We start from the raw sequence: 25926 nt of genomic DNA on the forward strand, positions 1-25926 counted from the left end.
ATGGCTAAGGAAAAGGTGAAGCGCAAGGCGGAGAAGGCCAAGGACAAGGCCGCCCGTCCCAAGATGATCGCGCAGAACAAGAAGGCGCGGCACGACTACCACATCCTGGACACGTACGAGTGCGGCGTGGTCCTCATGGGCACCGAGGTGAAGTCCCTCAGGCTCGGCCGCGCCTCCCTGGTGGACGGCTTCGTGCAGATCGACGGCCACGAGGCCTGGCTGCACAACATCCACATCCCCGAGTACGTCCAGGGCACGTGGACCAACCACTCCGCCAAGCGCAAGCGGAAGCTGCTGCTCCATCGCTCGGAGATCGACAAGCTGGAGTCGAAGTCCCAGGAGACGGGCCACACGATCGTGCCGCTCTCCCTGTACTTCAAGGACAGCCGCGTCAAGGTCGAGATCGCGCTCGCCAAGGGCAAGAAGGAGTACGACAAGCGGCAGACGCTGCGGGAGAAGCAGGACCTGCGGGAGACGAACCGCGCGATCGCCTCGGCGCGGCGGCGCCAGGGCATCGCGTAGGCCTCCTGGGGGCACCCGGGGCGGGGGAATAGGCTGGCACCGTCGTGCGTTGGTCACGTACGATGGATGACGTCCCGCACGGACGGGACAGCCCCTCTCTTCGGAGAGGCCCTCCTCGGAGGGGTTTGACAACACAACATGGGGATGATCGGTTTCGACAGCGGATGTCGAAGCAGGGGAAGCGTGTCGAGGAAGCGGCAATGATCTCGTTAACCACGTGCCGCAACCAATAATCGCCAACACCAAGCGCGATTCCTTCGCCCTCGCTGCCTAAGTAGCGACCTGCGAAGTGTCAGCCCGGGGCTGTTCCCGACCCGGATCCTGGCATCAGCTAGGGAACTAAACTCCTAGACCCGGTCACGGGGTCTGGGAGGAAATCAAACAGTGACTGAGCCCGTCGGAGACTTGTCCACGTGATCTCCGGGGCTGAGAAAATCGCAGTGGACTGCACACGGAGAAGCCCTCCTTCTGCACCGTTGGACGCGGGTTCGATTCCCGCCATCTCCACGATTCCCATGTGGGACGAAGGCCCGGTGGTCACTCGACTGCCGGGCCTTCGTCGTGTGCTCTTTTGCTTCCCGACGTCATCGGGGATCCTCCAGGTTCATGAGTAGACCCGTGAGTCGCGTCAACATCCGTATGCGCCACTGGATCTGGCCCGCCGTCCTGGCAGTCGCGGCGGCCACCCTCTCCGTCAGCGGTCCGGCCGGGGCGGACTCGGAGCGGTCCGGGCTCCCCGAAGCCATCGACACCATCCTGGGCGACCCCCGCATGGAGGGCGGCGTCGCCAGCGTCGTGGTCGCCGACGCCCGCAGCGGTGACGTCCTCTACCAGCACCGGCCGACCGGGCGGCTCATGCCCGCGTCGAACACGAAGATGCTCACCTCGGCCGCCGCCCTGGAGCTGCTCGGCCCCGACCACCGGTTCACCACGGACGTGCTCGCCGACGGGAAGCAGACCGGGCCCGTGCTCAAGGGGAACCTGTACCTGCGCGGCACCGGCGACCCGACGACGCTCGCCAAGGACTACGACGCGCTGGCCGCGAAGGTCGCCGCGGCGGGCGTCCGGCGGGTGTCGGGGCGGCTCGTCGCCGACGACACCCGGTTCGACGACCGGCGCCAGGGCGACACCTGGGGCGCCGACGACGAGTCGTCGTACTACGCGGCGCAGATCTCCGCGCTGAGCCTCGCCCCGGACACGGACTACGACACAGGGACCGTCATCGTCGAGGTGAAGCCCGGAGCGAAGCCCGGGGACGAGCCGCGTGTCACCCTCACCCCGAAGACCGACTACGTGGACATCGACCTGAGCGCCCGGACGGTCGCCGAGGGCGGGGCGAACGCCCTCTCCGTAGAGCGGCGGCACGGCGAGAACACCATCACCGTCAGCGGCACGGTCCCCGTCGGCGGCGCCGGAGCCAAGGAGTGGGTCACCGTGTGGGAGCCCACCCGGTACGCGGCGGCCGTCTTCCGGGACGCGCTGGCCGCGCACGGAGTGAAGGTCAGCGGGCCCACCCGGGCGGGGACCGCCACCCCGAAGACGGCGCGCGAGCTGGCCTCGCACGCCTCCATGCCGCTGAAGGACCTGCTCGTTCCGTTCATGAAGCTGTCCAACAACATGCACGCCGAGCACCTGACCAAGGCCATGGGGCACAAGGCGACCGGGCGGCCCGGCAGTTGGGGCGACGGGATCACCGCGATCGGCGGCTATCTGAAGACGGCCGGGGTCGACCCGGGCAGGCTGCGGCAGGTCGACGGCTCCGGGCTCTCCCGCAAGGACAACGTCGCCGCCGACCAGTTCGTCAAGCTGCTGCGGTCGGCGAAGGGCGAGCCGTGGTTCGCCGACTGGTACCGGTCGCTGCCGGTGGCCTGCGCGCCCGACAAGTTCGTCGGCGGCACGCTACGCACCCGCATGTGCGGCACCCCGGCGGCGGGCAACGTGCGCGCCAAGACCGGCACGCTCACCGGGGCGTCCGGCCTGTCCGGGTACGTCACCGACGCGGGCGGGCGCGAACTGGTCTTCAGCATCCTGCTCAACAACCACCTGGCGTCCTCGGTGAAGCCGCTGGAGGACGCGATCGTCGTCACCCTCGCCAGGTCCGACGAGAACAGGGCGGTCCTGGTGAAGCCGCGCTCCCAGAGGGCGGGCGACGCGCGGGACGGCGCCGTCGAGTGCTCATGGCGCAAGCCCGCGCGCTGCTGACCCCACGGTGAGCAGCAGGGCGCACACGGCGGCCGCCACGGGCACCCCGTAGCCGGTGGCCGCCCCCAGGTGCTCGGCGGCCCAGCCGCCCGCCGCCGCGCCGCAGGCGATGCCCCCGAGGAGGCCGGTCACGGCGAGGGTCATGCCCTCGTTGAGCTGCCCCTCGGGGGTGAGGCGCTGCACCAGCGTCATGGCGGTCACCATCGTCGGGGCGGTCGCCATGCCCGCGCACAGCAGCGCGGCGGCCAGCGCCACCAGCGACCCGGTGGCCGTCGCGGCGAGCAGCGGCAGCGCCATCAGGGCCGCCATGGCCGCCGCGCACCACACCCGGCGCCGGTGCAGCGGGCCGCGCGGCCGCACCGCCCCGAACACCAGGCCCGCCGCGCACGAGCCCGCCGCCTGGAGCGCCAGGACCACGCCCGCGGCCGCCTGGTGGCCGCGCTCGTCGGCGTACGCGAGGGTGACGACCTCCAGGGCGCCGAACACCGCGCCGGTGGCGAGGAACACGGCCAGCAGGGCGGGCATCCCCCGCGCCCGCAGCGGGGACTTCCGCGCCGGTCCCGTGGCGCGGCCGTGGACGGGCGGCTCCGTGGCGCGCTGGGCGGCGAAGAGCAGCGTGCCGGTCAGCAGGAGCACGGCGCCCACGAGAGTGCCCGCCTGAGGGAAGAGCGTCCCGCACAGGAACGCCGCGAGCACCGGGCCGAGCATGAAGCACAGCTCGTCGGCGGCCTGCTCGAAGGAGTTGGCGGTGTGCACGGCCGCCGCGTCGCCCTTCAGCAGGTGCGCCCAGCGGGCCCGCGCCATGCCCCCGGTGTTGGGCGTGGTGGCCGTGGCGGCGTACGCGGCGAACAGGGTCCAGTCCGGCGCTCCGTAGCGCACGCACAGCAGCAGCGCGAGGGAGCCGAGCACGGCGACGACGGTGGCGGGCACGGCGACGCGGGCCTGGCCGTGCCGGTCGACCAGGCGCGCGATCCAGGGCGCGACGGCGGCGGTGGCGGCGAGCCCGGTGGCGGTGACGGCACCCGCCAGCGCGTACGAGCCCCGCGCCCCGGCGATCATCGTCACCGCGCTGACGCTGAACATGCCCATCGGCAGGCGGGCGACGAGGTTGCCGACGGTGAAGGCGGCGGCTCCGGGGAGGGCGAGGAGCCGGACGTAGGGGTTGCGGCGGGGGCGGGCGGCTATGGGGGGCCGGGGCGCGGCGGATGGGGTTGTGGGGTCTGTGGGGGCTTGCGGCATGGCTCCAGGCTCCGGGCTCTCCGTAGCGGCGGTCCAACACCTTCTGGAGGCCGATTGACGCGCGTACGTTGTAAGTTCGCCGGATGGTTGAGAGGGGAACCCCGCCGTCCGGGGCGCCGCGCGATGTCGAGCCGCGGCTGCTGCGGGCCTTCGTCGCCGTCGCCGAGGAGCTGCACTTCACGCGGGCGGCCGCCCGGCTCCACGTCGCCCAGCAGGCGCTCAGCCGCGATGTGCGGCGCCTGGAGCGGGAGTTGGCGGCCGAGCTGTTCGTGCGGTCGACGCGGCAGGTCGCGCTCACGGTCGACGGCGAGCACCTGCTGCCGTACGCCCGGCGGGTCCTGGAGGCGCAGGACGAGCTGGTGGCGGCCTGTGCGCGCGGGCGCGCGGCGGAGGCGCGGGCGCTGCTCGTGGACCTCAACACGCCCGGCCTCGCCTGGCAGCGCGTCCTCGACCGGGCCCGCGAACTGGTCCCGCACCGCGAGCTGATGGCCCGCTTCGAGAGCGGGCTCACGGGGGCCGCCGCGGAGATCGCCGCCGGGCGGCTCGACGCCTCGTTCGGCCGGTACGCGGGCCTGCCCGCCGCCCTGCGTACGGGACTTGAGCAGCAGCCGGTGCGGTACGAGCGGATGGCGGTGCTGCTGCCGGACGGGCATCCGCTGGCCGCGCTCGACGAGGTGCCGCTGGGGCGGCTCGCGGGGGAGAGCGTGTACGCGGGCGCGGGCAACGACCGCACGCTGGAGTGGACCGACCTCGCCCGCCGCCTCTTCGAAGGGCGCGGCATCAAGGTGGCGCCGCCCGCGCCGCTCGCCGTCGGGCACGAGGAGTTCGCGCGGATCATGGCGAAGCGCCGCAACCCCGTGCTCGCCGTCGTCGGGTTCCCCGCGCTGCCCGGCGCCGTGCTGCGGCCGCTCGTCGACCCCGTACCGCTGTCGCCCGTCTCGCTGGTGTGGCGGCGCGGGCTCCGGCACCCCGGCATCGACGCGTTGCGCCGTGCCGCGGCCGAACTCGGGGCGGCGGAAGGATGGCTGACGCGGCCGGACGGCGCGTGGGTTCCGGCCACAGATGCACTCATCATGGTGAACCCGAGTGACGCAAAAGTATGACTGTCGTCGGTGAGCGCTCCCTTCGCGGGCCGCTTGCGGTGAGATGACGCCAGGCGCGCGGGTCGGATGGGGGTCCGGCCCGGCCGATGGACTCCGCGGGGCTCCGACGGGTTCCCGGAGGGTCGCACGCGCCTGTTCACCGGTCGAGTGGGGGGTTGTGCGTACGCATGGAGACGTGGCGAGAAGGCCCATGGCCTGGGGGTTCGGCGGAAGCAGGAGGGCCGGAGGGCCCGGTGGGAGCCGCGGGGGCGGGCGGCGCCGGGGCGGCGCCGGTCCACGATCCGAACGAGGTGACGGTCCAGATCGACGGCGTCGGCCGTCCCGTGGAGGGCGAGTCTCCGTCCGGCGCGTCGGACGGCACGCGCCGGATGCGGTCGTTTCCGGATACCACGGAGGTGGCCGAAGGACCGGTGTTCGTCGACGAGACGGGCCGTCGCAGCCGTCGGTACCGGCGGCTCGGCGTGGGCGTCGGCCTCCTCTGCGCCGGGTACGCGGTGGTGATCGTGGCGACGCTGGCCTCGGGCAACTCCAGCGCGCCGTGGCTGCCGGTGCCGGACCCGGGCGGTGACCGGCCCGCGAGCGAGGTGGACACCTCCAACGGGCCGGTCCCCGAGGAGGGTGCGGAGGTCGCGCCCGCGTCGCCCCCGGCGTCCGACGGCTCGTCGTCGGCCGGGCGGGGGCCCGGCGGGAAGAGCGCGGGGCGCCCCGGAGGCCGGGGAGGACCGGAGGGCGCGAAGGGCGGCGGTGGACGCCCGGCGGACGCCCCGGACCCGGACGCCCCGGACGCCCCGGGCGGCCCCGGCGCCGACGATCCCGCGCCGGGGCGTCCCCCGGCGCCCGCCCCGACCGGCGGCGGCCGCCCCAGCACTCCCGCGCCGGTGGACGGCGCCCCGCCCGTCCCCGAGCCCACCCGCGCCCCGGCGCCCCCGGCCCCCGAACCCACACCGGAGCCCGGCCCGCCCGCCGAGTCACCCGCCGACCCGCCGTCCCCGACGCCCGACGGCGACGGGAGCGGCCCAGGAGGGGGCCAGGCAGGGGGCCAGACGGGGGGCCAGGCGGGAGGCCCGGCAGGCGGGCCGTCAGAGGCGGGCGACGAGACGGACGGCGGGCCCGCACCAGCGCCGGAGCCCGCGGTCCGAGCCACCGCCGGTCAGGCGCAGACCGCGGAGGGCGCCCGACCATGACCTCCCGCTTCCCGCCCCCGGAACCCCCGGCCACGACACGCCGGGCCCCGCCCGGCCCGACCGGCCCGCCGCGCCCCCGGCCGTTCCGCCCACGCCAGCGACCGGACACCGGGGGAAGCCAGTTGACCACCTGCAACCCGCCGTCGACCGCCCCGGCCCCGCGCCTGGCGCGCTCCACCCCGAGCCCGGCCCCGCGCCTGGCGCGCTCCACCCCGAGCCCGGCCCCGCGCCTGGCGCGCCCCACCCCGAGCCCGGCCCGCCCCACCCCGTACCCGGCGCGCCCCGCCCCGCACACCGCCACCCCCGCCGCCCGCAGGGCTCCCGCCGAGCCCCCCGCCCCCGCCCCCGTCTCCCCCTCCGCTACCTCCTCCCCCCGCTCCTCCTCTTGGCGCTGCTCGCGATGCTGATGCTCCGTGGCTACGTACACAGCGAGATCCTCGCGGATCACCGGGTGCGGCCCTCGGGGACACCGACCGGGTGCCGCGGGAGGTGCTGCGGGGCGGGCCGGTCGTGGACACGCGCGGAGGGAAGGTGACCTCGCTGCGGGTGCCGGACCGGCGGATCGTGCTGACCTTCGACGACGGGCCCGACCCGAAGTGGACGCCGAAGGTGCTGGACGCGCTCGCCGCGCACGACGCGCACGCCGTGTTCTTCGTGACCGGCACGATGGCGTCCCGGCACCCCGGCCTGGTGCGGCGGATGGTCGCCGAGGGGCACGAGGTGGGCCTGCACACCTTCAACCACCCGGACCTGTCGTACCAGTCCGCGCGGCGCGTCGACTGGGAGCTGGCGCAGAACCAGCTGGCCCTCGCGGGCGCGGCGGGCATCCGCACCTCCCTGTTCCGGCCGCCGTACTCGTCGTTCGCGGGCGCCGTCGACAACGCGTCGTGGCCGGTGGTGCGGCACATCGGCGGGCGCGGCTATCTGACGGTGCTCAACGACACCGACAGCGAGGACTGGCGGCGCCCCGGAGTCGCCGAGATCGTCCGCCGCGCCACGCCCCCCAAGGGCAGGGGCGCCATCGTCCTGATGCACGACTCCGGCGGCGACCGCGCGCAGACCGTGGCCGCCCTCGACCGCCTGCTGCCCGCCCTGAAGCAGCGGGGCTACCGGTTCACCCACCTCACCGAGGCCCTGGACGCGCCCAGCGCGCACGCGCGCGTGACGGGCCCCGAGCTGTGGCGCGGCACCGCGTGGGTCGCCCTCGTCGGCGCGTCCGAGCACGTCACGGACGTCCTCGTGGTGGGCCTCGCCGTCGTCGGCTGCCTGGTCCTGGCGCGCTTCGGCCTGATGCTGCTGCTGTCCACGGTCCACGCCCGGCGCGTGCGGCGCGACCGGGCCTCCGGCCGGGACGCGCCGGTGACCGAGCCCGTGTCGGTGCTCGTGCCCGCGTACAACGAGGCCAAGTGCATCGCGAACACGGTCCGTTCGCTGGCGGCCAGTGACCACCCGATCGAGGTGATCGTCGTCGACGACGGCTCCACGGACGGCACGGCCCGCATCGTCGAGGACCTCGCGCTGCCGGACGTCCGCGTCGTGCGCCAGCACAACGCGGGCAAGCCCGCCGCGCTCAACAGGGGACTGGCCAACGCCCGGCACGACCTGGTCGTGATGATGGACGGCGACACGGTCTTCGAGCCGTCCACCGTGCGCGAGCTGGTGCGGCCCTTCGCCGACCCGCGCGTGGGCGCCGTCGCGGGCAACGCCAAGGTCGGCAACCGCGACTCGCTGATCGGCGCCTGGCAGCACATCGAGTACGTGATGGGCTTCAACCTGGACCGCCGCATGTACGACGTGCTGCGCTGCATGCCCACCATCCCCGGGGCCGTGGGCGCCTTCCGGCGGGCCGCGCTCCAGCGGGTCGGCGGCATGAGCGACGACACCCTCGCCGAGGACACCGACGTCACCATGGCGCTGCACCGCGACGGCTGGCGCGTGGTGTACGCCGAGCGGGCCCGCGCCTGGACCGAGGCCCCCGCCACCGTGCGCCAGTTGTGGTCCCAGCGCTACCGCTGGTCGTACGGCACGATGCAGGCCATCTGGAAGCACCGCCGCGCCCTCGTGGAGCGCGGGCCCTCCGGGCGGTTCGGCCGGGTCGGGCTGCCGCTGGTGTCGCTGTTCATGGTCCTGGCGCCGCTGCTCGCGCCCCTGATCGACGTGTTCCTGCTGTACGGCCTGGTGTTCGGCCCCACGGAGAAGACCGTCGCCGCGTGGCTCGGCGTGCTCGCCGTGCAGGCGGTGTGCGCCGCGTACGCCTTCCGCCTGGACCGCGAGCCGCTGACGCACCTGGTGTCGCTGCCGCTCCAGCAGCTGCTCTACCGCCAGTTGATGTACGTGGTGCTGCTGCACTCCTGGATGACCGCGCTCACCGGCGGCCGGTTGCGCTGGCAGAAGCTGCGGCGCACCGGAGCGGTCGGCGCGCCCTGGGCGGGAGCCGCCGCCGAGGAACGGGAGGCCGTGGGATGACACACCTGGAGCAGCCCGCGACGACGGCGGCGGACCCGGCGCCCGGCGCGCCCGGCGGTACCGGCGGCGCCGTCCGCGACCGCTACCTGGACCTGCTGCGCACCCTCGCGCTCGTACGCGTCGTCGTCTACCACCTCTTCGGCTGGGCGTGGCTGACGGTCCTGTTCCCGTCGATGGGCGTGATGTTCGCGCTCGCGGGCTCCCTGATGGCGCGCTCCCTGAAGCGGCCCGCGTGGGGCGTGGTCGCCTCCCGGGTGCGCCGTCTGCTGCCGCCGCTGTGGGTGTTCGCCGCGGTGGCCCTCGGCCTGCTCGTCGCGGCGGGCTGGCGGCCGGGCGAGGACCCGGACCTCGGGGGCGCGTGGGAGTTCTGGGGCCTGTTCACGTACGTGCTCCCGGTGGGCGCCCCGCCCTTCCCCTGGCACATCGGGGACCGGGCGGGCCTGCTGGAGGACACCTGGGCGGTGCAGGCGGTGGGCCCGCTGTGGTACCTGCGGGCGTACCTGTGGTTCGTGGTGGCGTCACCGCTGCTGCTGTGGGCGTTCCGCCGCCGCCCGTGGGCGACGCTGCTCGCGCCGCTGGCGCTGACGGCGCTGCTCGGCACGGGGGTCGTGCGCGTCCCCGGGGAGACGGGCGACGCGGTCATGGACTTCGCGGTGTACGGCGCCTGCTGGGTCGCGGGGTTCGCCCACCAGGAGGGGGTCCTCGCCCGGGTCCCGCGCTATCTCGCGGTGTCCCTGTCGGCGCTCCTCATGGGCTTCGGCCTGTGGTGGGCGTCCGGGCACCTGGGCCCCGACGGCTGGGACCTGAACGACATCCCGCTGGCGCAGGCCGCCTGGTCCCTCGGCTTCGTGGTGATCCTGCTGGTGCACGCCCCGTCGTGGCGGGCGCTCCCCGGCCGTCTGGCCCGCTGGGACCGCCTGGTCACGCTCTCCAACAATCGCGCGGTCACCATCTACCTCTGGCACAACTTCCTGATCATGGCGACGGTCCCCGTCATCGACCAGGCGTACGACCTGCCGTTCATGGACGAGCGGATGGTCGCGGCGCTCGACGCGACGTACCTGCTGTGGATGGCCCTGCTGATCTGGCCGCTGATCGGCCTCGCGGTGCTCGCGGTGGGCTGGGTCGAGGACCTGGCGGCGCGGCGCGGGGTGCGGCTGTGGCCCGACGGGGGGCGCCGGGAACGTGTGCGGAGGTGAAGCGGCGGTCCGCGTTGTGCGACTGTTCGGCAACAACGGGCCGCGGACACCAGTGGTATGCCCGGATCTGTCCGCCCGTTGGAGAAACCTCACTCTCGCGTCCCCGGGGACCCGTGGATAGCGTGGCTTCGCTCAAATGAACCCACGTCCCATGGGGGAGTACGACTGTGAACCGCCGACCGGCTCTGCTCGCCGCAGCAACGTTGACTGCGGCGGCGGTCCTCTCACTCTCCGCCTGCGGCGGTGGTGACGACGGCTCCAAGGGCGACGACAGGATCGACGGCGCGGGGTCCGGGGAGTCGGCCTCGGCGAAGCCGTCGCCGTCGGCGTCGGACGACGGCATCGACCGCCCCGAGATCAGGCTGCCGAAGGACCTCAAGAACGTCTTCGAGGGCCGCAGGACCGGCGACCCGAAGAAGGACGCCGTCCTCGCGGACAACGAGCGCCGGGTCAACTCCGTCGCCGAGGCCATCACCGTCGACAAGAAGGACCACCCGGCCCTGAAGTTCTACTCGTCGGGCGACGCCCTGGTGTCCTCGGCGTCCTACATCAAGTCCTTCTACGACGACGGCCGGTCCGTCGGCGGCACCACGCGCTACTACGACCGCAAGGTCACCTTCCTGAAGAAGGACGTGGCCGCCGTGACGTACTGCATGGACGGCTCCGGCGCGTACTCCAAGGACCGTGAGACCGGCAAGGCGCAGAAGCCGGACGCGCCCTCGCCGAGCGACTACTTCTTCTACAACACGAGGCTGGAGAAGAACCCCAAGGGCGTCTGGGTGACGACTTCGGTCTCCTCGATCGCGAAGGCCAAGCAATGCATGTGAGGCGGTTCACCGGGCGGCGCCTCGCCGCCCCGGCGCTCGCGCTCTGTGTCGCGCTGGTGCCGGGCGTGGCCCAGGCGGCGGACACGCCCTGGGGCGAGAGCGGCGAGGGCGACAGCAAGGGCGGCACCAAGGGCGGCGGCGGCACGATCTACGCCGAGTCCAAGGTCCAGGTCAGGACCAGCGGCGGCAAGCGCACCACGAAGAGCGGCGAGCTGACGCCCGCCAACAGCAACTGGACGCCGCCCGCGTGCTGGTACGAACCGGCGTTCTCGCCCAAGGAGATCGAGGCCACCGTCAAGGCGTTCCGCACGCTGGAGAACCTGCCGATCATCGGCGGCTTCGGCAAGCTCGCGGGCGACGTCCTCGACCACCGCTACAAGGACGGCCACCCGTACAAGGACTACAACCGGGACAAGCAGGGCAAGGGGATGTTCTGGGCGGCGGTGAAGAACAAGAACCGCCTGGACGACCCCGAGGTCAACTCCTGCGACCGGCAGCCCTTCTGGGTGGACGACAACGACACCCCCGACGTGCCGATGGCCGTCAGCCCCAAGATCCTCGCCGAGTACGCCTACGACGAACTGCCCATCCCCGGTACGGAGATCGAGCTGGCGCCCGAGGGCGAGACCAAGGTGAACCTGCCGACCTGGGCGTGGCTGGACCGGGCCAAGTTCAAGAAGGTGTCGGTCACCGCGAGCCTGCCGGACACCAACATCTCGGCGACGACCACCGCGCGGCCCGTCTCCCTGCGGATCGAGCCGGGCACCAAGGACGCCGAGACCTACCCGGCGTCCGGCGAGTGCCCCATCGGCAAGGACGGCTCCATCGGCGAGCCGTGGACCAGGGGCAAGGGGAAGCAGGCGCCGCCGTGCGGGGTGAAGTACCTGCGCTCGTCCGGCGACGGCTCCTACGACCTGAAGGCGACCGTCACCTGGGAGATCAGCTGGACGGGCACCGGCTCGGCGGGCGAGCGGCTCCCCGACGGCGAGTTCGGCGCCGACCAGAGGGTCGTCGTCAAGGAGATCCAGTCCATCAACCGCTGACGCGGCGCCCGGTGCGGCGGGCGGCGGTCCACCGTTAGGCTCCGGACATGACACAGCCACCGTACCCGGGGCAGCCCCCGGTTCCGCCGCCCCACCCGGGCCAGCCGCCCGCCGGTGGCCCGCCGGGCGGTCCCGCGCCGGGCCCGTACGGGGCGCCGCCGCCTCCGGCCTACGGGCAGCCGCCGCAGGGCCCGAACCCGTACGGCCAGCCGCCGCAAGGTCCGCCGCCCTACGGTCAACAGCCTTACGGGCAGCCGCAGTTCGGGTCCCAGCCGCCGCCCCCGCCCCCGGCGGGCGGCGGCAACAAGAAGACGGCCGCTATCGTCGCCGCGGCCGTCGCGGCGGTCCTCGTGGTCGGTGGCGGGATCTTCCTCGCCACCAGCGGCGACGACGGCGACGACGGCGACGACAAGCCGCGGGCGGACAAGAGCGCCGCCGCCCAGGCGTCCCCCAAGGAGGAGCCGTCGGCCACGGCGGAGCCGTCCGACGACGCCAGCGACCTCGACCTGCCGTCGCCGAGCGCCAGCGGCGGCGTCACCGGGGGCGGCATCGGCGGCGACGACAAGGGCGAGCCGCCCGCCACGGGCTTCAAGGGCCAGTGGCAGGACGAGCGGACCAAGACGCTCACCATCGGCGACAAGCAGCTCACCGGCCAGGCCGCGGGCAAGCACATCGTGTCCTACCTCGACCCCGGCGGCGACGGCATCTGCACCGGGCTCGGCAAGGACCAGAGCGGCGGCGGCTTCCGGCTCGCGCTGAAGTGCGGCAGCGGCGCGAACGAGAAGTTCGTCGGCGCGGACCTGCGGCGCTCCGGCGACTCCGTCGTCATGGACTGGGACAAGGGCGGCTCCGACACCCTGAAGTGGGTGGGCGGCCTCTCCTAGGGCTCCCGGAGCGCTCTTGCGGCGACAGCCCCTCACCGCCCCGCCCGCCCCCGGGTGAGCGCGACGTTCCCCGTCGGTCACGCGTCGGCACAGGGCTGAAACGTGGCCTGCCTACCGTCGGACCGTCGAGCGGGGACACGAGCGGGGAGGCGCGGGATGGCGTGGCGCGGCGGGTGGATCCAGCGGTGGGAGCCGGAGGACGTCGGGTTCTGGGAGCGGGAGGGAGCCCGGGTCGCGCGGCGCAACCTCGCGTTCTCGGTGCTCTCCGAGCACATCGGGTTCTCCGTGTGGAGCCTGTGGTCGGTGCTCGTCCTGTTCATGGGGCCCGAGTACGGCATCGACCCCGCGGGGAAGTTCTTCCTGGTGGCGGTGGCGACGCTGGTGGGCGCGCTGGTGCGGGTGCCGTACACGTTCGCCGTGGCGCGCTTCGGCGGGCGCAACTGGACCGTCGTCGCCGCGGCGCTGCTGCTGGTGCCCGCCGCCGCGACCCTCGCCGTCATGGAGCCGGGCACCTCGTACGCCACGTTCCTGGTGTGCGCGCTGCTCACCGGCGTCGGCGGCGGCAACTTCGCCTCCTCCATGACCAACATCAACTCCTTCTTCCCGCTGCGCCACAAGGGCTGGGCGCTCGGGCTCAACGCCGGGGGCGGCAACATCGGCGTACCCGTCGTGCAGCTCGTCGCCCTCGCCGTCATCGGGGCGGGCGGCGGGCCCCGGCTGCTGCTCGGGATCTACCTCCCGCTGATCGTCGCCGCCGCCGTGTGCGCCGCGCTGTTCATGGACAACCTGGCGATGGTCCGCGACGACACCGGCGCCGCGAAGGAGGCCGTCAGGGACCCGCACACCTGGATCATGTCGCTGCTGTACGTGGGCACGTTCGGGTCGTTCATCGGCTACAGCTTCGCCTTCGGGCTGGTGCTCCAGACGCAGTTCGGGCGCACGCCGCTCCAGGCCGCGCAGCTCACCTTCGTCGGGCCGCTGCTCGGCTCGCTGGTGCGGCCCGTGGGCGGACGGCTCGCCGACCGGTACGGGGGTGCCCGCATCACGCTGGGGACCTTCGCCGCGATGGCCGCCGCCACGGGGGTCGTGGTGCTCGCCTCGACGCGGGCGTCGCTGCCCCTGTTCACCGGGGCGTTCGTGGCGCTGTTCGTGCTCAGCGGGCTCGGCAACGGGTCGACGTACAAGATGATCCCGGGGATCTTCCACACCAGGGCCCTGCGGGCCGGGCTCGCGGGCGAGGCGGCCGCGGCCCACGCACGGCGGCTGTCCGGCGCGGCGATGGGGCTCATCGGGGCCGTGGGCGCGCTCGGCGGGCTCGGGATCAACCTCGCCTTCCGGCAGTCCTTCCAGAGCGTGGGCTCGGGGACGGCGGCGTTCGTCTGCTTCCTCGGCTGCTACGCCGTGTGCCTCGCCGTCACCTGGGGGGTGTACCTGCGCGGGGCCGCCGCCCGGGGGAGGGGCGTGGCGCCCGCCGACGCGCGGCGGAAGCCGTCGTACGCCGAGGTGTGACGTAACACGGCCGACATCGCCGTGATCCGAGCCCGTCACCGGCCGTTGGCAGGCTCGGTGGGCCGGGGCCCGTGAACGCCGCGGTCCGGAAACGACGAAGCGGCCACGGAGCGACGACCGCGAGGGGGACGCGAGCCATGAACGACAGCCCACAGCACAGCCCCCTGGCCGGGTTCACCGTCGGGGTCACCGCCGCCCGCCGCGCCGACGAGCTGGGCGCGCTGCTCGCGCGGCGCGGCGCCACCGTGCTGCACGCCCCCGCGCTGCGCATCGTCCCGCTGTCCGACGACTCCCAGCTGCTCGCCGCGACGAAGGAGCTGATCGACCACGCCCCGGACGTCGTCGTCGCCACCACCGCCATCGGCTTCCGCGGCTGGGTCGAGGCCGCCGACGGGTGGGGGCACGGCGAGGCGCTGCTGATGCGGCTGCGCGGGGTCGAACTGCTCGCCCGCGGGCCGAAGGTGAAGGGCGCGGTGCGCGCCGCCGGGCTCACCGAGCACTGGTCGCCGTCGTCGGAGTCCATGGCCGAGGTCCTGGAGAAGCTGCTCGCCGACGGCGTGGCCGGGCGGCGCATCGCCCTGCAGCTGCACGGCGAGCCGCTGCCCGGGTTCGTGGAGGCGCTGCGGGCCGCGGGCGCCGACGTCGTCCTCGTCCCCGTCTACCGGTGGCTGCCGCCCGCCGACCCCGCGCCCCTGGACCGGCTCCTGGACGCGGTCGTGGCGCGCGGCGTCGACGCCCTCACGTTCACCAGCGCGCCCGCCGCCGCGTCGCTGCTCGCGCGGGCCGAGGAGAACGGCAGCGCCGCCGACCTGCTCGCGGCCCTCGGCCACGACGTGCTGCCCGCCTGCGTGGGGCCGGTCACCGCGCTGCCGCTCCAGGCCCGGGGCGTCGACACCGTGCAGCCCGAGCGGTTCCGGCTCGGCCCGCTCGTCCAGCTGCTGTGCCGGGAGCTGCCCGCGCGGGCCCGGACGCTGCCGGTCGCCGGGCACCGGGTGGAGATCCGCGGCCACGCCGTGCTCCTCGACGGCGAGCCGCGGGCCGTGCCGCCCGCCGGGATGGCGCTGCTGCGGGCGCTTGCGCGGCGGCCCGGCTGGGTCGTGCCCCGCGCCGAGCTGCTCAGGGCGCTGCCGGGCGCGGGCCGCGACGAGCACGCCGTCGAGACGGCCATGGCCCGGCTGCGGGCGGCGCTCGGGGCGCCCCGGCTGATCCAGACCGTGGTCAAGCGCGGCTACCGGCTGGCGCTCGACCCGGCGGTGGGGTCGAAGTACGGGGAGTGAGCCGCGGGGTCGGCCACCGCGCGCCCGGGGGCGCGGCCCAGCGCGCCCCACAGCACCAGCGCCCGCGCGAGCAGCCCGAACGCCACCGTGCACAGCACCGCCCGCACCCCGTTCCACACCACCCACATGTCCTCGAAGTCCGCCCGCACCCGCGCCGGGTCGGCGATCCGCGCCGGGTCGCCCGCGTCGGCCAGCTCGTCGTTGAGCGGCACGTTCGTCGTGAACGTCAGCAGCAGCGCGACGCCGTACACCAGCAGGGCCGCGAGCACCCACCAGCGCAGTGGGGTGCGGCGCACCCGCCACGCGGCGGCCGCCGTGAACACCAGCGACCCCATGAAGCTCAGCCCGAACACCGGGTTCTGGATCACCACGTTGATGTTCTGCATGACCTCGATGTACGCCCGGTCCGAGCCGCGCGCCAGGCCCGGCATCACGGCGCACGCGAAGACGTAGAAGGACCCGGAGATCAGGCCCATGGCGACCAGCGCCGTCCCCAGGAGCAACCCCGTGCCCCGCTGCTGACGTTCCATCACTTCGCCCTCCTCCGCCCCGGCCCCCCGGGTCCCCTCCGGGCCTCTTCGGCCCGCCGTAGTCCGCACAGAAGAGTCAACCGGCGCCGCGGCGCCCGGGCCATGGCTGGGTGGCGCGCCCGCATAAGCATGCGTCTGCGCCCCGGTACGGGCGCCTCGGCACCGCCGGTCGGCACGGCCCCGGTGGCAGGGGTTCCGGCGGCGGGCGCGGGCGGGCACTGTAGGGGTACGGCACTCACCGGCAACCCCAAGGCGGTGAACGACGCATGGTGTTGGGTGCGTCCAAGTCCCCGTACCACCCCGCGTACAGCGAACTGCGCTTCGACGCCGGCCGCGTCTGCCTCGACCTCGTCGCGACCACCCACCCCGCCGAGCGGCTCGACGGCACCGACCGGCTGCGCGCCTGGCTCGCGGGCTCCGGCCTGGTGCCGCACGGCACGCCGCTGACCGACGCGGACGCCACCTGGCTCACGGCGTTCCGCGAACTGCGCGGCCACATCGCCCAGGTGGTGCGGGGCGAGCTGGCGGGGCGTCCCGCCGACGGCGCGCTCGCCCGCGTCAACGCGCTCGCCGCCGCCGCCCCGCCCGCCCCCCGCGCCGTCCGGCACGCCGACGGCAGCCTCACCCGCGCCCTGCACGGCGCCCCCGGCCGCACGGCGCTGCTCGCGGCCGTCGCCCGCGACGCCGTCGACCTGCTCACCGACCCCGTGGCCCGCTCGCTGCTGCGCCAGTGCGAGGGCGACAACTGCCCCATCGTGTACCTGGACACCTCCCGGGGGCACCGCCGCCGCTGGTGCTCCAGCGAGGTGTGCGGCAACCGGGAGCGGGTGGCCCGGCACCGGCGCCGCGCCGCCGCCCTCGCCCGCGCGTGAGCGGCGCCGCGCGTGAACTCCCGTACGCACGACCGGAAGTGAGGATTTCCGGCGCTCCTTTGAACGCGCCCCGCGTCCCGTCCGTACGTCCAGGGTGACCAGCCGACGAGGCCGGAGGCGACCGGTGGTGACCGGCCGCCGGGACCGGCCGGGACGAACCGCGGACAGCGGAGGCAGCCGTGCGCAAGGATTCCGCCGTGGCCGATGAACGCCCGCACCGACATCGTGCGGAGCCCCGCCCGGGCCGGACGAGGAACTCATGCGCGCGCTGTACCGCGAGCACGCGGGCCCCCTGTTCGCCTATGTGCTCCGCCTGGTGGCGGGGGACCGCCAGCGCGCCGAGGACGTGGTGCAGGAAACGCTCATCCGTGCCTGGAAGAACGCCGGTCAGCTCAACCGTGCGACCGGTTCGGTACGCCCCTGGCTGGTGACGGTCGCGCGCCGCATCGTCATCGACGGCCACCGCAGTCGGCAGGCCCGGCCGCAGGAGGTCGACCCGTCGCCGCTGGAGGTCATCCCCGCGGAGGACGAGATCGATAGGGCGCTGTGGCTGATGACGCTGTCGGACGCGCTGGAGGACCTGACTCCCGCGCACCGGGAGGTACTTGTCGAGACCTACTTCAAAGGGCGTACGGTCAACGAGGCGGCCGAGACGCTCGGGATCCCCAGCGGCACGGTCCGCTCGCGGGTCTTCTACGCGCTGCGCTCGATGAAGCTGGCACTGGAGGAGCGGGGGGTGACGGTATGAGTACGCCATACGGCGCGGACGGAGCGGGCGGCGCGCACGGAGCGGGCGGCGCTGGCGGCACCGGCGGGGCGCACGGGCCGGGTCCGCGAGAGCCGGGCGGCGCGCACGACACCGTCGGCGCCTACGCCCTCGGCATCCTCGACGACGCGGAGGCCACCGCCTTCGAGGCGCACCTGGCGGGCTGCGCGGCCTGCGCCCGGCAGCTGGAGGAGTTCTCCGGCATGGAGCCGATGCTGGCGGCGCTCGCCGGTCTCCCCGGGGCGCCGGACGCGCTCGGCGCGAGCCCCGCGGACCCGGCGGTGCCCCGGCCGCGCGGCGCGCCGGGCCCCGGCGCGGGGATCGCCGCCGGGCCGGGCCCCGAGCTGGCCGGGCGCCTCGCCGACGAGGTCGCCGCCCAGCGGGCGCGCAGGCGGCGGCGCGGCCTGTACCTGGTCGCGGCGGCGGCCGCGCTGGTCATCGGCGGCCCGCTCGCGGTCCTCGCGGTGGACGACGGCGGCGGCACCAAGGAGGTCGCGGGCACCGACCCGCACCCGACCTCGCCCGCCGAGGACGCCTTCTTCCACCACATGGACGAGAAGACCTCGGCCACCGACCCGAAGACCCGCGTCACCGCGACGGTCGGCACGGAGAAGAAGGCCTGGGGCACCCACACCGTCCTGGAGCTGAAGAACGTCAGGGGCCCCCTGAAGTGCTCCCTGATCGCCGTCGGCAAGGACGGCAAGAGGGAGACGGTGACGACCTGGTCGGTGCCCGCCTGGGGCTACGGCATCAAGGACAGCCCGAAGAAATGGGCCCGCTCCCCGCTGTACGTGCACGGCGGCGCCGCGTTCGACCGGGGCGACATCGACCGCTTCGAGGTCACCACCTTCGACGGCGACCGCCTGGTGGAGGTCGACGTCTGAGCCCGGGGCCCGCCCCGGGCCCCGCGAAGCCCCACGTCACACGACTGCACAACCGGGGCCCCTTTCGCGTACGGTGGACGGCTGCTCAATACGGGCAGCAGCACGTCAGGAAAGGGGCCCAGGTGGCCGACGTACGCGACCGCGAGATCAGCGTCGAACAGGAACATCTCGACCAGGTCTACCGCCGCCTCGAAGAGAAGATCCACGAGGCCGAGTTCCTGATGAACGACGCTGCCAAGCGCTCCCAGGTCGGTACGCCGGGCGCGCTCGCCGAGCGGGACGCGCAGGTCTTCCGCGCGGGCGTGCACCTGAACCGGCTCAACAACGAGTTCGAGGACTTCCTCTTCGGCCGCATCGACCTGCTGCTCGGCAAGGACGGCAAGAAGGGCCCGGACGGTGCGTACACGGCGGTCGAGCCCGCCGAGGGCGCGGTGCGCGCCGACAACACCGCCGACATCGCCGAGACCCTGCACATCGGCCGCATCGGCGTCCTCGACGCGGACTACTCGCCGCTGGTCATCGACTGGCGCGCGCCCGCCGCCGCGCCGTTCTACCGCTCCACGCCCGTCGACCCGGGCCGGGTCGTGCGCCGCCGCGTGATCCGCTCCAAGGGCCGCAAGGTGCTCGGCGTCGAGGACGACCTGATGCGCCCGGAGCTGACGGCGTACCTGAACGGCGAGGAGCTGCCCGTCGTCGGCGACGGCGCCCTGATGGCCGTGCTCGGCCAGGCCCGCAGCCACACCATGCGGGACATCGTGGCGTCCATCCAGGCCGAGCAGGACCAGGTCATCCGCGCCCCCGCCGCGTCCGTGACGTACGTCGAGGGCGGCCCCGGCACCGGCAAGACGGCCGTGGCGCTGCACCGCGCGGCGTACCTGCTCTACCAGGACCGCCGCCGCTACGCGGGCGGCATCCTCATCGTCTCCCCGACGCCGCTGCTCGTCGCCTACACCGAGGGCGTCCTGCCGTCCCTCGGCGAGGAGGGCCAGGTCGCGATCCGCGCGGTCGGCTCCCTGGTCGAGGGCGTGGAGGCGACGGAGTACGACACTCCGGCGGTGGCCCGCGTCAAGGGCTCGTCGCGCATGCTGAAGGTCCTGAGGAAGGCCGCGAGGGGCGCCCTGGAGACCCCGGCCGCCGCGGGCAGCCGTTCCGCCGGGGCGGACCCCGACCCAGGGAGGGCGGACGGTCACTCGTCGGCGGCCAGCACCCCGACGCGGCTGCGCGTGGTCGCCTTCGGCCGCCGCCTGGAGCTGGAGGCGGCCGACCTGGCCCGGGTCCGCGCCGCCGCGCTCAGCGGCACCGCCCCCGTCAACCTCCTGCGCCCCCGGGCCCGCAAGCTCCTCCTGGACGCCCTGTGGGAGCGGTCCGGCGCCGCCACCCGCCACACCGACCCCGAACTCGCCGCGGAACTCCGCTCGTCCTTCGACGAGGACATCACCACCGAGGACGACTTCATCGCGTTCCTGGACGCGTGGTGGCCCCTGCTCACCCCGCGGGGCGTGCTCGCCGCGATGGCCGACGAGAAGCGCCTGGCCCGCTGGTCCCGCCGCGTCCTCAACCCCGGCGAGGTCCGCAAGGTCGCCCGCTCCCTGCGCAGACCGGCGTACTCCGTGCACGACGTCGCGCTGCTCGACGAGCTCCAGGCGATCCTCGGCACGCCCGCGCGCCCCAAGAAGAAGCGGGACCTCGACCCGCTGGACCAGCTCACCGGCCTGGACGAGCTGATGCCGGTGCGCGAGGAGTCCCAGCGCGAGCGCGCCGAGCGCCTGGCCGCCGAGCGCGTGGAGTACGCGCACGTCATCGTGGACGAGGCGCAGGACCTCACCCCCATGCAGTGGCGCATGGTGGGCCGCCGGGGCCGCCACGCGACGTGGACGGTGGTGGGCGACCCGGCGCAGTCCTCCTGGTCCGACCCGGACGAGGCCGCCGCCGCCCGCGACGAGGCCCTCGGCACCCGCCCGCGCCGCCGCTTCACGCTCACCGTGAACTACCGCAACCCGGCCGAGATCGCCGACCTCGCCGCGAAGGTCCTGGCGCTGGCCATGCCGGGCTCCGAGGCCCCCTCCGCGGTCCGCTCCACGGGCGTGGCGCCGCGCTTCACCGTCGTACGGGACGGGGGCCTCGGCGCGTCCGTGCGGGCGGCGGCGGCCGAGCTGCTCGACCGGGTCGAGGGCACCGTCGGCGTGGTCGTCGCGATGCACCGCCGCGAGCAGGCGGCCCGCTGGCTGGCGGGGCTGGGCGAGCGCGTGGTGGCGCTCGGCAGCCTGGAGGCCAAGGGCCTGGAGTACGACGCGACGGTGGTCGTCTCGCCCGCGGAGATCGCCGACGAGTCCCCGGCGGGCCTGCGCGTGCTGTACGTGGCCCTGACCCGCGCCACCCAGCAGCTCACGGTCCTGTCGGGCGAGCGCGACGAGCCGGACGCGGACGGGGTTCCGGACCTGCTGCGGGACTGATGGTCCGGTGGGGAATTGCCTTACCGGGATCCTTTGTTACCTTTGATGTGGCACCGGCTCGATCCAAGCCCCCGGGCCCAACCTTCGTCGCTACGAGCGACCACTTGCCGCGAGGCGAGCATGGCGGGTCGGTGTCACAGAACGCAGGAGAGAGGTCCACGTCACCCCGTGACGTGGACCTCTTTTCGTTTCCCCGCACTTCTCGTATGGTGGAAACAACTTTCCGAAATACGCGTGAACAAAACGTTCGCAATCCGGGGCGGCTACCACGTACTCAGGGGTAGGTGCGACCATCGGACGGCAACAGCTACAAGGTGAAAGCAGAGGAAGTCCGCCATGGCAACGGCGCCCAGCGTCTCCTACTCGATGACGGTCAGGCTGGAGGTGCCCGCGAGCGGAACCGCGGTGTCCCAGCTGACCACGGCCGTGGAGTCCTCCGGCGGCTCCGTCACCGGCCTCGACGTCACGGCGTCCGGCCACGAGAAGCTGCGCATCGACGTCACGATCGCCGCGACGTCCACCGCGCACGCCGACGAGATCGTCGAGAAGCTGCGCGGCATCGAGGGCGTCACCCTCGGCAAGGTCTCCGACCGCACGTTCCTCATGCACCTCGGCGGCAAGATCGAGATGCAGTCCAAGCACCCCATCCGCAACCGCGACGACCTCTCCATGGTCTACACGCCGGGCGTGGCCCGCGTCTGCATGGCGATCGCCGAGAACCCCGAGGACGCCCGCCGCCTGACCATCAAGCGCAACTCCGTTGCGGTCGTGACGGACGGCTCCGCCGTGCTCGGCCTCGGCAACATCGGCCCGAAGGCCGCGCTGCCCGTCATGGAGGGCAAGGCCGCCCTCTTCAAGCGCTTCGCGGGCATCGACGCCTGGCCGATCTGCCTGGACACCCAGGACACCGACGCGATCGTCGAGATCGTCAAGGCCATCGCCCCCGGCTTCGCGGGCATCAACCTGGAGGACATCTCCGCGCCCCGCTGCTTCGAGATCGAGGCCCGCCTGCGCGAGGCCCTGGACATCCCCGTCTTCCACGACGACCAGCACGGCACCGCGATCGTCGTGCTCGCCGCGCTGACCAACGCGCTGCGCGTGGTGGGCAAGGGCATCGGCGACGTCCGCGTCGTCATGTCCGGCGCGGGCGCCGCTGGTACGGCCATCCTGAAGCTGCTCCTCGCCGCGGGCGTCAAGCACGCCGTCGTCGCCGACATCCACGGCGTCGTGCACGCCGACCGCGAGGACCTGGTGGCCGCCGCCCCCGACTCCCCGCTGCGCTGGATCGCCGACAACACCAACCCCGAGGGCGCCCGCGGCACCCTCAAGGAGGCCGTCGTCGGCGCCGACGTGTTCATCGGCGTATCCGCCCCGAACGTGCTCGGCGGGGACGACGTTGCGGCCATGGCCGACGACGCCATCGTGTTCGCGCTCGCGAACCCGGACCCGGAGGTCGACCCCGCGGTGGCCCGCCAGACGGCCGCCGTCGTGGCCACGGGCCGCTCGGACTTCCCGAACCAGATCAACAACGTCCTGGTCTTCCCCGGCGTCTTCCGCGGCCTCCTCGACGCCCAGTCGCGCACGGTCAACACGGAGATGATGCTGGCCGCCGCCACCGCCCTCGCGGACGTCGTCACCGAGGACGAGCTGAACCCGAACTACATCATCCCGAGCGTCTTCAACGACAAGGTCGCGGGAGCGGTCGCCGGGGCCGTCCGCACCGCGGCGAAGGCCGTCGGGGCGGCTGGCTAGCATGTTTCCCGGCCCTTCGGGCCCCGTCCTCGCACGCCAGGCGGGCGTTTGGCCGTCCGGCGCTGTGACAGGGGCCACGAGGTGGCCGTACGGCGCGTCGTGGAACGGCGCGCCTCCCGACGCCCTCTAGGGTGGCGGGGTCCGGCGCCAGGGGCGGACGGAGCGTCACCATTTCGGGGCAGCTTAGCGATTTGGGCGCTTTTCGTGTGACTCCCTCGGGTGCCGGATTGGCTTTCCCGCCGCAGGTGGGGGCAGGATGCGTCTCTGGGCGCGAGGGTCTGGCGTCGGACCCGGTTCCAGGGCCCGCCTGAGGACCCTGGCAGCATCGGCATCGCTGTGCCCGACATACGGCTCCGCCGCGAGGCACGCCTCAACAGCAAGAAGAACACGGGAGTACAAACATGAACCGCAGTGAGCTGGTGGCCGCGCTGGCCGACCGCGCCGAGGTGACCCGCAAGGACGCCGACGCCGTGCTGGCCGCGTTCGCCGAGACCGTCGGCGAGATCGTCGCCAAGGGCGACGAGAAGGTCACCATCCCCGGCTTCCTCACCTTCGAGCGCACCCACCGTGCCGCTCGCACCGCTCGCAACCCGCAGACCGGCGAGCCGATCAACATCCCGGCTGGCTACAGCGTGAAGGTCTCCGCGGGCTCCAAGCTCAAGGAAGCGGCCAAGGGCAAGTAAGCGCCCCCAAGCAGCGAGGGGCGGCCACCCGGTTCGGGTGGCCGCCCTTTTTGGCGTTCCGCTGTGGGTTTTTCGGCTGCCGCGCCGTTGTGGCTGGGCGCGCAGTTCCTCGCGCCCCTTCGGGGCGCTGCCCGTGCCCGGCGGTCTTCGGGGGGTTAGGCCAGGGTCGGCTTGGCCGGGAGTTCGACCTTCGCGCCTAGTTCCACCAGCTTGTCCATGAAGTTCTCGTAGCCGCGGTTGATCAGGTCGATGCCGTGGACCCGGGAGGTGCCCTGCGCGGCCAGCGCGGCGATCAGGTACGAGAAGCCGCCCCGCAGGTCGGGGATGACCAGGTCGGCGCCCTGGAGCTTCGTGGGGCCGCTCACGACCGCGGAGTGCAGGAAGTTGCGCTGGCCGAAGCGGCAGTCGGAGCCGCCCAGGCACTCGCGGTAGAGCTGGATGTGCGCGCCCATCTGGTTCAGCGCGGAGGTGAAGCCGAGGCGCGACTCGTACACCGTCTCGTGGACGATGGACAGGCCCGTGGCCTGCGTGAGGGCCACGACGAGCGGCTGCTGCCAGTCGGTCTGGAAGCCGGGGTGGACGTCCGTCTCCAGGGCGATGGACTTGAGCTGGCCGCCCGGGTGCCAGAAGCGGATGCCCTCGTCGTCGATGTCGAAGGCGCCGCCGACCTTCCGGTAGGTGTTCAGGAAGGTCATCATCGAGCGCTGCTGGGCGCCGCGGACGTAGATGTCGCCCTCGGTGGCGAGCGCGGCGGACGCCCAGGAGGCGGCCTCCAGGCGGTCCGGCAGGGCGCGGTGCGTATAGCCCTGGAGGCTGTCGACGCCCGTGACGCGTATCGTCCGGTCCGTGTCCATCGCGATGATCGCGCCCATCTTCTGCAGCACGCAGATGAGGTCCTCGATCTCCGGCTCGACCGCGGCGTTGGACAGCTCGGTCACGCCCTCGGCGAGCACGGCCGTGAGCAGCACCTGCTCGGTGGCGCCCACCGACGGGTAGGGCAGCCGGATCTTGGTGCCGCGCAGCCGCTGCGGGGCCTCCAGGTACTGGCCGTCGGCGCGCTTCTCGATCGTCGCGCCGAACTGCCGCAGCACCTCGAAGTGGAAGTCGATCGGACGGCCGCCGATGTCGCAGCCGCCGAGCCCCGGGATGAAGGCGTGGCCGAGGCGGTGAAGCAGGGGGCCGCAGAACAGGATGGGGATGCGGGAGGAGCCCGCGTGCGCGTCGATGTCGGCGACGTTGGCGCTCTCGACGTGCGAGGGGTCCATGATCAACTCGCCCGGCTCGTCGCCGGGGCGGACCGTCACACCGTGCAGTTGCAGCAGGCCGCGTACGACACGGACGTCGCGGATGTCGGGGACGTTGCGCAGACGGCTCGGACTGCCGCCGAGCAGCGCGGCGACCATGGCCTTGGGCACGAGGTTCTTCGCGCCGCGGACACGGATCTCGCCCTCCAGCGGAGTTCCGCCGTGGACAAGGAGGACATCGTCGGTGACGGTCATGAATCTCGCGTTCCGATGAGGTGGACGGGGGGACCAAAGGGCAAGCGTAATGGCCGCGTGGCCCCCGTCCGTAGGCTCAAGGGGGCGCAAACACGTCATGAGTCCGCTACAACACGAACCGTGCGGAACCGGACGCTCAGGGTCACCTTCCCGGGAGCGCGCCCAGGGCGGCTCCCACGGGCCCTGAACTGCGCTCCCCCGCGTCGGCCCATTGGCTCCCCGCGCGGGCCCAAGATGCGGGATCATGTCTGGCATGACCGAGGTGTCCTCGCTCACAGGGCGGCTGCTCGTGGCCACGCCAGCCCTGTCGGACCCCAATTTCGACCGTGCGGTGGTGCTGCTCCTCGACCACGACGAGGAGGGCTCCCTGGGTGTGGTCCTGAACCGCCCGACGCCGGTGGGTGTCGCGGACATCCTGGAGGGCTGGGGCGACCTGGCCGGTGCCCCCGGGGTGGTCTTCCAGGGCGGTCCGGTCTCCCTCGACTCGGCGCTCGGCGTCGCCGTGATCCCCGGCGAGGAGGGCGCGCCCGGCTCCCGACCGCGCTCGCACCGGGGGGACCCCATCGGCTTCCGGCGGGTGCACGGCGCGATCGGCCTGGTGGACCTGGAGACCCCGCCGGAACTGCTCGGTCCCGCGCTCGGCAGCCTGCGGATCTTCGCCGGGTACGCGGGCTGGGGGCCGGGCCAGCTGGAGGACGAGCTGGGCGACGGGGCGTGGTACGTGGTGGAGTCGGAGCCGGGCGATGTGTCCTCGCCGGACCCCGAGCGGCTGTGGCGCGCGGTCCTGCGCCGCCAGCGCAGCGAGCTGGCGATGGTGGCGACGTACCCGGATGACCCGTCGCTGAACTGATGACCTCTCAGTGAGGGGGTGGCTTGTCACTGGGGTGGTGGCTTGTCGCTGAGGTGGCGGCTTGTCACTGGGGTGAGGGCTTCTTACTGGGGTGAGGGCCTCTTACTGGGGTGGTGGGTTCTTGCTGGAGTGGTGGGTTCTCGCTGGGGTGGTGGGTTCTCGCTGGGGTGGTGGGTTCTTGC

General features: G+C 73.6%; 19 protein-coding genes, 1 other RNA gene and 2 pseudogenes. 19 read left to right on the forward strand and 3 right to left on the reverse strand.

Annotated elements, in window-relative coordinates; genetic code table 11:
• The 3 genes from smpB to dacB all read left to right on the forward strand — a co-directional run bounded on the left by smpB (window position 1) and on the right by dacB (window position 2724).
• Window positions 1–522, forward strand: a complete 522-nt coding sequence (smpB, locus tag ACOBQU_RS23645; protein ID WP_423629304.1) for an SsrA-binding protein SmpB — start codon at window positions 1–3, stop codon at window positions 520–522.
• A 140-nt stretch (window positions 523–662) separates the two neighbouring features.
• Window positions 663–1032, forward strand: a transfer-messenger RNA (tmRNA) gene (gene ssrA / locus ACOBQU_RS23650).
• A 96-nt stretch (window positions 1033–1128) separates the two neighbouring features.
• A complete protein-coding gene (gene dacB, locus ACOBQU_RS23655; RefSeq protein WP_423629306.1) occupies window positions 1129–2724 on the forward strand; it encodes a D-alanyl-D-alanine carboxypeptidase/D-alanyl-D-alanine endopeptidase in 1596 nt (531 codons plus the stop codon).
• On the opposite strand, the gene ACOBQU_RS23660 is transcribed toward dacB, so the two are convergent.
• Window positions 2698–3963 carry an MFS transporter gene (locus tag ACOBQU_RS23660; protein WP_423629308.1) on the reverse strand — a complete coding sequence of 422 codons (1266 nt, stop codon included), beginning with the start codon at window positions 3961–3963 and terminating at the stop codon, window positions 2698–2700. The genes dacB and ACOBQU_RS23660 overlap by 27 nt on opposite strands.
• 83 nt (window positions 3964–4046) lie before the next feature.
• Here ACOBQU_RS23660 and ACOBQU_RS23665 point away from each other — a divergent pair, with 83 nt between their 5' ends.
• From ACOBQU_RS23665 to ACOBQU_RS23705, 9 genes and pseudogenes are all read left to right on the forward strand, one after another.
• Entirely contained in the window at window positions 4047–5066 is a 1020-nt protein-coding gene (locus ACOBQU_RS23665; RefSeq protein WP_423629310.1) for a LysR family transcriptional regulator, read from the forward strand.
• A gap of 233 nt (window positions 5067–5299) precedes the next feature.
• A complete protein-coding gene (locus ACOBQU_RS23670; RefSeq protein ID WP_423629312.1) occupies window positions 5300–6250 on the forward strand; it encodes a hypothetical protein in 951 nt (316 codons plus the stop codon).
• Between the two features lie 400 nt (window positions 6251–6650).
• Window positions 6651–8716: pseudogene (locus ACOBQU_RS23675) on the forward strand (bifunctional polysaccharide deacetylase/glycosyltransferase family 2 protein).
• On the forward strand, window positions 8713–9915 hold the full coding sequence (locus ACOBQU_RS23680) for an acyltransferase family protein (protein WP_423629313.1): 1203 nt from the start codon (window positions 8713–8715) through the stop codon (window positions 9913–9915). Before ACOBQU_RS23675 ends, ACOBQU_RS23680 begins: the two are co-directional and overlap by 4 nt.
• Before the next feature lie 167 nt (window positions 9916–10082).
• The gene (locus ACOBQU_RS23685; RefSeq protein WP_423629315.1) at window positions 10083–10742 is read left to right on the forward strand and encodes a hypothetical protein; all 660 of its coding nucleotides are present in this window, start codon (window positions 10083–10085) and stop codon (window positions 10740–10742) included.
• The gene (locus ACOBQU_RS23690) at window positions 10733–11785 is read left to right on the forward strand and encodes a hypothetical protein (protein ID WP_423629317.1); all 1053 of its coding nucleotides are present in this window, start codon (window positions 10733–10735) and stop codon (window positions 11783–11785) included. Before ACOBQU_RS23685 ends, ACOBQU_RS23690 begins: the two co-directional genes overlap by 10 nt.
• Window positions 11786–11832: 47 nt before the next feature.
• A complete protein-coding gene (locus ACOBQU_RS23695) occupies window positions 11833–12669 on the forward strand; it encodes a hypothetical protein (RefSeq protein WP_423629319.1) in 837 nt (278 codons plus the stop codon).
• Window positions 12670–12825: 156 nt separating this feature from the next.
• The gene (locus tag ACOBQU_RS23700; RefSeq protein ID WP_423629321.1) at window positions 12826–14178 is read left to right on the forward strand and encodes a nitrate/nitrite transporter; all 1353 of its coding nucleotides are present in this window, start codon (window positions 12826–12828) and stop codon (window positions 14176–14178) included.
• A gap of 137 nt (window positions 14179–14315) precedes the next feature.
• The gene (locus ACOBQU_RS23705; RefSeq protein ID WP_423629323.1) at window positions 14316–15455 is read left to right on the forward strand and encodes a uroporphyrinogen-III synthase; all 1140 of its coding nucleotides are present in this window, start codon (window positions 14316–14318) and stop codon (window positions 15453–15455) included.
• Here ACOBQU_RS23705 and ACOBQU_RS23710 read toward each other — a convergent pair.
• On the reverse strand, window positions 15407–15985 hold the full coding sequence (locus ACOBQU_RS23710; RefSeq protein ID WP_423629325.1) for a DUF1772 domain-containing protein: 579 nt from the start codon (window positions 15983–15985) through the stop codon (window positions 15407–15409). The two genes, ACOBQU_RS23705 and ACOBQU_RS23710, sit on opposite strands and share 49 nt — an antisense overlap.
• A 266-nt stretch (window positions 15986–16251) precedes the next feature.
• Here ACOBQU_RS23710 and ACOBQU_RS23715 point away from each other — a divergent pair, with 266 nt between their 5' ends.
• The 6 genes and pseudogenes from ACOBQU_RS23715 (at window position 16252) to ACOBQU_RS23740 (ending at window position 23395) form a co-directional block, all read left to right on the forward strand.
• Window positions 16252–16857 carry a CGNR zinc finger domain-containing protein gene (locus ACOBQU_RS23715; RefSeq protein WP_423629327.1) on the forward strand — a complete coding sequence of 202 codons (606 nt, stop codon included), beginning with the start codon at window positions 16252–16254 and terminating at the stop codon, window positions 16855–16857.
• 197 nt (window positions 16858–17054) lie between these two features.
• A pseudogene (locus ACOBQU_RS23720) lies at window positions 17055–17605 on the forward strand (sigma-70 family RNA polymerase sigma factor).
• Window positions 17602–18507 (forward strand): anti-sigma factor family protein, encoded by a 906-nt coding sequence (locus ACOBQU_RS23725; protein ID WP_423629329.1) that lies wholly within the window; start codon window positions 17602–17604, stop codon window positions 18505–18507. Before ACOBQU_RS23720 ends, ACOBQU_RS23725 begins: the two are co-directional and overlap by 4 nt.
• A 122-nt stretch (window positions 18508–18629) precedes the next feature.
• The gene (locus ACOBQU_RS23730) at window positions 18630–20960 is read left to right on the forward strand and encodes a HelD family protein (RefSeq protein WP_423629331.1); all 2331 of its coding nucleotides are present in this window, start codon (window positions 18630–18632) and stop codon (window positions 20958–20960) included.
• A gap of 336 nt (window positions 20961–21296) precedes the next feature.
• The gene (locus ACOBQU_RS23735; RefSeq protein ID WP_423629333.1) at window positions 21297–22712 is read left to right on the forward strand and encodes an NAD-dependent malic enzyme; all 1416 of its coding nucleotides are present in this window, start codon (window positions 21297–21299) and stop codon (window positions 22710–22712) included.
• A gap of 401 nt (window positions 22713–23113) precedes the next feature.
• Window positions 23114–23395 carry an HU family DNA-binding protein gene (locus ACOBQU_RS23740; protein WP_016645140.1) on the forward strand — a complete coding sequence of 94 codons (282 nt, stop codon included), beginning with the start codon at window positions 23114–23116 and terminating at the stop codon, window positions 23393–23395.
• Window positions 23396–23550: 155 nt separating this feature from the next.
• Here the strand turns inward: ACOBQU_RS23740 and murA are convergent, their stop codons facing one another.
• Window positions 23551–24894, reverse strand: coding sequence for a UDP-N-acetylglucosamine 1-carboxyvinyltransferase (gene murA, locus ACOBQU_RS23745; protein WP_423629335.1), 1344 nt, complete (start codon window positions 24892–24894; stop codon window positions 23551–23553).
• Window positions 24895–25138: 244 nt separating this feature from the next.
• Here murA and ACOBQU_RS23750 point away from each other — a divergent pair, with 244 nt between their 5' ends.
• Window positions 25139–25744 carry a YqgE/AlgH family protein gene (locus tag ACOBQU_RS23750; protein WP_423629337.1) on the forward strand — a complete coding sequence of 202 codons (606 nt, stop codon included), beginning with the start codon at window positions 25139–25141 and terminating at the stop codon, window positions 25742–25744.
• The last annotated feature ends 182 nt before the right edge of the window (window positions 25745–25926 follow it).

The organism is Streptomyces sp. G45, from assembly GCF_049542095.1.
Classification (GTDB): Bacteria; Actinomycetota; Actinomycetes; order Streptomycetales; family Streptomycetaceae; genus Streptomyces.